1 protein-coding gene and 2 pseudogenes are annotated in these 2,034 nt (G+C 76.6%); 2 read left to right on the top strand and 1 reads right to left on the bottom strand.

Annotation, left to right across the window (positions count from 1 at the left end):
• A pseudogene (locus DZF91_RS24540) lies at positions 1–360 on the bottom strand (hypothetical protein); the annotation flags it as partial.
• 360 nt (positions 361–720) lie between these two features.
• On the opposite strand from DZF91_RS24540, the gene cseB reads away from it, so the two are divergent.
• Together cseB and DZF91_RS40270 are read left to right on the top strand one after the other, a co-directional pair.
• Positions 721–1,416 carry a two-component system response regulator CseB gene (gene cseB / locus DZF91_RS24535; protein ID WP_117359637.1) on the top strand — a complete coding sequence of 232 codons (696 nt, stop codon included), beginning with the start codon at positions 721–723 and terminating at the stop codon, positions 1,414–1,416.
• A gap of 1 nt (position 1,417) precedes the next feature.
• A pseudogene (locus tag DZF91_RS40270) lies at positions 1,418–2,034 on the top strand (hypothetical protein); the annotation flags it as partial.

Raw genomic sequence — 2,034 nt, 5'->3', positions numbered from 1 at the left:
CGGCGGGCCGGACCGGGCACCGGTGGGGGGCGCCGGTGGCGAGCCCGGCAGGGACCGGAGCAGCAGGGAGGCCGGGGGGCCGGGCACGCGCAGCGGGACGTTCTCCGTGTGCGGCCGGGCCCGGGGCGTGGTCTCGACCGTCGGGGCGGCCACGGCCGCACGCGCCTCGGGGACCTCGGGAACCTCGGGGGCCTGCACCTGCCTCGGCGGCGCGGCGACGTCCGGGACGGGGGCGTCCGGCAGGGGGGTGAGCGGGCCGATCCGGCAGCCGGACGTGCCGAGCCCGGTCGGGCCGCAGGGGATGGCGGCGAACCGCTCCGCCGCGTCCGCCGGAACCGTCGCGGGATGCGCCGGCGGCACCGTGCCCGCGGGACCGGCCGGCGGCGACGTCGGGGGAGGTGTGGCGAGTGAGGCGGGAGGTTCCGCGGGGGAGGGCGTCGGGGAGGACGCCGGGGCCGTCGTTTCGGAACGGATCTCCACCGCTGACCTGCCTTCCGCCGGGGCCGACCGGACGTGACCGCCACGCCACGATTACAAAACGTAGTGATGCGGACTCCCATCGTGAATAACCCTTCGGTGAGGTCCACCGGTCCAGCGGGACACATGGGCGTGGAAGAGGCCGGGTAGCCTCGTGCGCCGGGACGTCCGCGCTGTTCGAGCGGGCTCGGACGGACGCACGCACGGACACGGGGACGCAGCAGACACGGTGGGCGGAACGGGATGACGCACGTGCTCCTCGTCGAGGACGACGAGGTGATCCGCAGGACGGTCGGCCTGGCGCTGGAGCGCTACGGCTACACGGTCACGACGGCGCCGGACGGGCTGGCCGGGCTGGAGGCGTTCCGCGAGGGCGGCCCGGACGGCCGGGGCCACGACGTGCTGCTCCTGGACGTCATGCTGCCCGGCCTGGACGGGATCGGGCTGTGCCGTCGCGTCCGGGAGGCCAGCCTGGTCCCGATCGTCATGATGTCGGCGCGCGGCGACGGCCTGGACGTGGTGTCCGGTCTGGAGGCGGGAGCGGACGACTACGTGGTCAAACCGGTCGACACGGCCGTCCTGGTCGCGCGCATCCGCTCGGTGCTGCGCCGCAGCTCGGAGTGGGCGACCGCCACCCGGCCGGGGGAGCCCGCGACCGTGCTGGCCTTCGGCGACCTCACCGTGGACACCGCGGGCATGGAGGTGCGCCGGGACGGCCGTCCGGTGGCGCTGACCCCGACCGAGCTGCGGCTCCTGCTGGAGTTCGCCGCGCAGCCGGGGGTGGTGCTCGGCCGCCGGACGCTGCTGGGCAGCGTGTGGGACCACGCCTGGGACGGCGACAGCCGGGTCGTCGACCTGGCCGTCCAGCGGCTGCGGGCCAAGATCGGCGCCGACCGGATCGAGACGGTCCGCGGTTTCGGCTACAAGCTGCGGCGCTGACATGACGGCCAGGGACGAAGAAGCGGTCAGGGACGGCACGGCGGTCAGGGACGGCACGGCGGACAGGGACGGCACGGCGCGTGGGGACGGCACGGCGCGTGGGGACGGCGAGCGCGGCACGGGCGGCCCGGCGGAGGGCGTCGCCCTCCGCCGGACGGCGTTCCGGTCGCTGCCCTGGAAGCTCGGCTCGCTGGTCGCCGGCGCGGCGCTGGCGGTCGCGGTGGCCGACGGGCTGCTCGTGCACCGGCTGAGCCACGACCGGATGCTCGCCGAGGGCCGGAGCCGGGCGTTGTCCAGCCTCAGCCGGGAGGTGCTCGCGCACGAGCAGACGGGCGCCGAACTGCGGGACGTCATCACGAGCACGGACGAGATGCCGCCCGCGGTCGCCGCGCTCGCGCGGTCGGGGCAGGAGGGCACCTGGTACGACGAGCACGTCCGCAACGGACCGCGCATGTGGGCGGTCGCGCCGGTGCGGGGCGGCGGGCCGGTGGCCCTCTGGGTCGACATGGGCCCGGACCGGCGCGACCTCCGGGCGCTCGACCGCAACCTGGTGGGGGCCGGGGCCGCCACGGTCGCCGTCGTCGTCCCGGCCGGGACGCTGGTCGCCCTGCGGCTCCG

Source organism: Actinomadura logoneensis, assembly GCF_003428695.1.
In the GTDB taxonomy this organism is placed as follows: Bacteria; Actinomycetota; Actinomycetes; order Streptosporangiales; family Streptosporangiaceae; genus Spirillospora; species Spirillospora logoneensis.
Note: the sequence above shows the minus strand (reverse complement) of the source record. Positions and strands in the feature narration are given on the sequence as shown.